The following is a 5,130-nucleotide window of genomic DNA, read 5'->3' as shown; positions in this document are numbered from 1 at the left end:
CCGCCAGCACCACCACCAGCAGCGCCAGCGCCAGCGTCGCCAGCGGCGCCCAGCGCCCGAGCGGCGCGTGCGCCACGAACGGCGCCAGGTAGCGCTCCACGCCCAGCACCGCCAGCGGCAGCCCGAGCAGTGCGGCAGCGGCGGTGAGCAGCACGAATTCGCGCGCCACCAGCGCTGCAATCGCTGCGCGGCCGGCGCCATGCAGCTTGCGCAGCACGATCTCGCGCCCGCGCCGCTGCACGCTGGCTGCGGCCATCGCATACACCCCGAACGCAGCCAGCGCCAGCACCATCGCTGTTGCCCAGCCCAACATGCGCGCCACCCGTTCATCGGCGGCATAGGCTTCGGCCGCGTAGCTGCCCGCGCGCCGCACCACCGGCGGCGTGCCCTGTACATAGCGCGCGGCCGTGGCAGCAATGGCAACTTGGGCTGCTACTACTTCAGACTCATCGCCCCGGCCGGCCAGGCGCACTGTCAGCAGGTTGCTGTCGTCCGCCAGTGCGTACAGGATCGGCCGCACCGGCGCACGCAGGGACTCCCAGCGGATAGCGGGCGCGATGCCGACGATGCGGTAGCGGGTGCCGGTAATGCGCTGGCCGACGGCCTGCGCGGCGGACTGCCAGCCCAGCGCGCGCACTGCCGCGTCGTTGAGCACCACCGGCTGGTCTGGCTCGCCCTGCGGTGGTGCCGGCTGGTCTGCCTGCTGCCCGGCCGGCTGGCTTCGGACCCGGTCCAGACCCGGATCGAACAGCCGTCCCGCCGCCTGCGCCAGCCCATAGACGTTGAAGAAGTCGGCGCCCACGGCATACACGGTGAGCGACGCGCTGCTGCCGTCCACCCGCTGCACCGCCACGCTGCCCAGGGTGCCGGTGCCGTCGTCGCGTCCCGGCACCGAGCGGCTGTCTGCCACGCCCGCCACCCCGGGCAAACGCGCCAGCGCGTCGCGCAACGCTGCCACCCGGACCGTGGCATCGCCCGCTGGCAGCTCGACCACCAGCAGCGGCGCCGCGTCGAAGCCAGCCGGTGCGGCGGCGGCAAAGCGGGTTTGCCACAGGATCGCCAGCGCCACGGCGCCCATCGCCATGGCCGCGCCGAACTGCACTGCCGCCAGCGCGCGCCGCAACCAGGGGCCAGCAGCGGTCTCGCCGCTGCGGTGCGACAGCACCCGCGCCAGGTCGACGCCGCGCGCCAGCCAGCCCGGATAGACCCCTGCCGCCGCGCCCAGTAAAACTCCCGCTGCCAGCGCCGCCGCCACGCTGGCAGGGCTGAACAGGCCCGCCGTCTGCCACACCAGCAGGTCGGACGCCACCGGCGCCAGCAACCACGCCAGCAGCACGCCGGCCGCGGCGGCCGCGGTGGCCAGCAGCACCGATTCGGCCATGAACTGGGCGAGCAGCTGGCCGCCGGAGGCGCCCAGCACGCGCCGCATGGCGATCTCGCGCTGGCGGCGCACCACGCGCATGGCGGCCAGGTTGACGTAGTTGAGCGCAGCGAGCAGCAGGATCAACACGCCGGCGCCGGCCATCGCCAGCACCAGGCGGCGGTCGCCGCGCGGGCCTGTGCCCATGGTGCCTGCCACGCTGCGATCAAAATACGCGTCGGCCAGCGGCCCCAGGGCGATATCGACCATCTTGCGCTGGCCCAGTGCCGCCTTCATCTCGGGCGTGGCCATATTGCCCCACGGCGCGCGGTCGATCACGTTTTGCAGCGCCTGTTGCAGCGCCGCCGGTTGCACCCCGGGCCCGGTCCTGATGTAAATTCGGCCGCCAATGCCCATCCAGTTGGCCAGCGCCGCACGCCGCTCCGGTTCCGGCCACAGCGCGGTATCGACGCCGACCAGGATGCCGAATTGAATGGTGCTGTTGGCGGGACGGTCGGCCAGCACCGCGCGCACCTGCACCGTCTGGCCGTTGATCTCGACCGTGCGGCCCAGCGCGGAGGTGTCGCCAGCGGCATCGCCGAACAGCTGGCGCGCGGCCTGGCGCGTGACAGCCAGGCCATCGGGCCGGGTGAGCGCTTGCTGCAAATCGCCTTGTTCCGCCCGCAGGCCGGCGATGCGCTCGAATGCCGGATCGACCAGCGTGATATCGACCTCGCGTGGCAAGCCTTGCAGGCGCGCGGTGGCCTGGCGTGGCCACCAGGCGCTCACGTCGAGCGGCAGGCCGCTGCGCAGCGCCACCTCGCGCAGAGCGAACGGCGTGTACTCCATCCACTGCGGCTGCGGGATGAAATTGAGCCGGTGCTTGACCAGGTACACCTGGTCGCGTGCGGGCACGTCGCGGTCGTAGGTGAACGCGTAGTGCGCATACCCGAGCAGCAGGAAGCATACCGCGAAGCCGGTAGCCAGTCCCAGCAGCTCGATGGCTGATTGCAGCGGCTGGCGCGCCAGCAGGCGGGCGCCGATCCGCAAGTGGCGCGGCAGGCTAAACAGGTTCATCGCAGCTCCTTGATGGGTTCAGTCGCGTAGCGCCACCACGGGCGCCACGCGCAATGCGGCGAACGTGTGACGCGTGGTGGCCAGCAGCGCCACCAGCGCCGCCAGCGCCAGCGCTGCCGCCAGCGTCCAGGCGCCGATCGGTGCGTGCTCGGTGTAGGCGGCCAGGTAGTTTTGAATGGCGAGCGCCGCCAGCGGCAGTCCCACCAGCGCACCGGCGCCAACCAGCAAGGAAAATTCGCGACCCAACATCAGGGCGATGTCGGCACGGCCGGCGCCGTACAGCTTGCGCAGCACGATCTGGCGCCGGTGGCGTTGCACACTGTAGGCCGAGAGCACGTAGATGCCGAAACCGGCCAGCAGGATCGCCACCGCGCTGGTGATACCGAGCATGCGCACCAGGCGCGCGTCGTCGGCGTAGCGCTCGGCCAGCACGGCCCCCTGGCTTTGCAGGTCCATGATCCGGTTCGGAAAATGGCGTTGCCACAGCAACGCTACCTGGTCGTAGGCCGCCTCGAAGCTGTCGCTGGTGCGGATCGTCAGCACGCGGGCCGGCTGCACGCGGTACACGATGGCGCCGGGCGGCTGGCGCAAGTCATGAAAGCGCACGTCGGGAGCGATGCCGATGATTTGCCCGCCATCGGACAGGCGCTTGCCCACCGCAACGGCGGGCGTTGCATAGCCCAGCGCCAGCGCGGCAGCGGCACTGAGCACGACGTCGGTGCCGGGTGGCAGCTGCTGCGCCGCCGCACTGCGGCGCGGATCGAAATCCTGCGGCACCGGCAGCGGCGCCTGGCGCGGATCAAACAATTGCCCGTGCACGGGCCGCAACTGGTGCACCGCGAACCAGTTGGGGCTGACCAGTTTCCATTCCATGGGAATGTCGCGGCCATCGGCAGTGGTCGTGGTACCCGTCATTACGTTGTTGCGGCCCACCGCCTCCGAGATGGTGGCGACGCCCTGCACGCCGGGTTCGCGCGCCAGTTGCGCGATAAAGGCGCGTGCTCCCGGCTTGTCGGATGTTTCGGGCAGTGCCAGGACCAGCAACTGGCGCGGATCGAAACCGGGCGAGGCGTGGCTGGCGTACCAGGTTTGCCAGCCGACCGCCAGCGCTGTGGCGCAGATCGCCATGGCGCTGGCAAACTGCAGCACCGTGAGCAGGCGCCTCACCCACAGGCCATCGACGGTTTCGCTGTTGCCGCGTCCTGCCAGCGCCGGGCCGGGCAGCGCCGTCTGGGCGATCCAGGCCGGATACAGGCCGGCCACCGCACCGACCTGCGCACCGAACGCCAGCGCGAGCAGGCAACGCCACGGCGTAAACATCCCTTCCAGGCGGCGGTTGACCAGGTCGGAGAAGGTGGGCAGCAACAACCACGCCAGCAGCAAGCCAACAATGGCGGCCAGTACGGCGGTCAGCATCGCCTCGCTGAGGAACTGGCGCACCAGTTGCGACGTGCTTGCCCCGAGCAGCTTGCGGATGCCGATCTCGCGTTGCCGGCGCAAGGTGCGCACGGTGGCCAGGTTGACGTAGTTGACGGACGCGAGCAGCAGGATCAGCAGGCCGCCGGCCGCCATGCCGGCCACGGCGCCGCGCTGGCCGTAGCGTGCGCCGTCGCGGCTGGCAGCCATGCCCGGATCGAAATAGGCGTCGCGCAGCGGCAGCAGCGCGAAATCGGCCACCTTGCGGCCATTGAGCCCCTGGCCCAGCGCGCTGTTCATGATAGGCTGGATCATCGGCGAATTGTGGTTGGCCTGCTCCAGCAGGGCGGTCAATGCCGCGCTGGAAGCGCCGGGCGCCAGTTTCAGATACACCGGCGCGCTGCGCCATGTGGAAAGCGCCGTGGCGCGCTGTGGCCAGGCGGTGCTGCTACTGCCCACCAGCGCCTCGTAGGTGACGCTGCCATTGGCCGGAGGATCGGGCAGGATCGCCCGCACCAGCAGCGTGGCGCTGTCCGCGCGTACCGCCTGGCCCAGCGCGGGCGTGGAGCCGAACAGCCTGGCCGCGCCGGTGCGCGTCAGCGCCAGGCCGTCGGGCCGCGCCAGCGCGGCTTCTACATCGCCCTCGAGCGCACGGACGTCGAACATGGCCGCAAACGCGGGATCGACCACGCTGAGCGCCAGCGCATGGGGCGTGTCGTTGACGCGTAGCGGCGTCTCGAGCGGCAGAACGATGGTGGCCGCCTGCGCCATGCCGCTGGCCAGCGCCACGTCCCGCAGCGGCACGAAGGCGCGGATTTGCCACTCGGGACGCGGGGCCAGATTGAAGCGCTGCTTGACCGCCACCACGCTGTCGTTGGCGGGTACCGCGCTGTTGAAGTTGAGGCAGAACGCCACGTAGCCAAACAGCAGGAAACATGATGCAAAGCCCACCGCCAGGCCGGCGATCACCACCAGCGAGTAAGCCGGCTGCTGTACCAGCAGGCGCCAGCCGATGCGAAAGTCGCGCAGGTTCATCACCTTACGCCGCCTGCAGCGCATCGACCACCACCCGGCCGTCGAGCAGGTTCAAGGTGCGCGAGGCCTGCGCCGCGTGGTCAGGCGAGTGGGTGACCATGACCACGGTGGTGCCCTCGGCGTTGATTTCGCGCAGCAGGCGCATGACCTCGTCGCCGTGGGCGGAATCGAGGTTGCCGGTCGGTTCATCGGCCAGCAGCACGGCGGGGCCGGCCACCAGCGCGCGCGCAATCGCTACCCGC

At 70.8% G+C, this 5,130-nt stretch carries 2 protein-coding genes and 1 pseudogene; all 3 read right to left on the bottom strand.

Annotation, left to right across the window (positions count from 1 at the left end):
* Positions 1–2,437, bottom strand: a 2,437-nt coding sequence (locus DUPY_RS01100) for an ABC transporter permease (RefSeq protein ID WP_070245884.1), incomplete at its 3' end; no start/stop codon positions are given.
* Positions 2,438–2,455: 18 nt separating this feature from the next.
* A complete protein-coding gene (locus tag DUPY_RS01095) occupies positions 2,456–4,888 on the bottom strand; it encodes an ABC transporter permease (RefSeq protein WP_070245883.1) in 2,433 nt (810 codons plus the stop codon).
* Between the two features lie 4 nt (positions 4,889–4,892).
* A pseudogene (locus DUPY_RS01090) lies at positions 4,893–5,130 on the bottom strand (ABC transporter ATP-binding protein); the annotation flags it as partial.

Origin of the sequence: Duganella phyllosphaerae (genome assembly GCF_001758785.1) — a bacterium.
Taxonomy (GTDB): Bacteria; Pseudomonadota; Gammaproteobacteria; order Burkholderiales; family Burkholderiaceae_D; genus Rugamonas; species Rugamonas phyllosphaerae.
The sequence above is the reverse complement of the archived record's forward strand: the minus strand, read 5'-3'. Positions and strand labels throughout refer to the sequence as shown.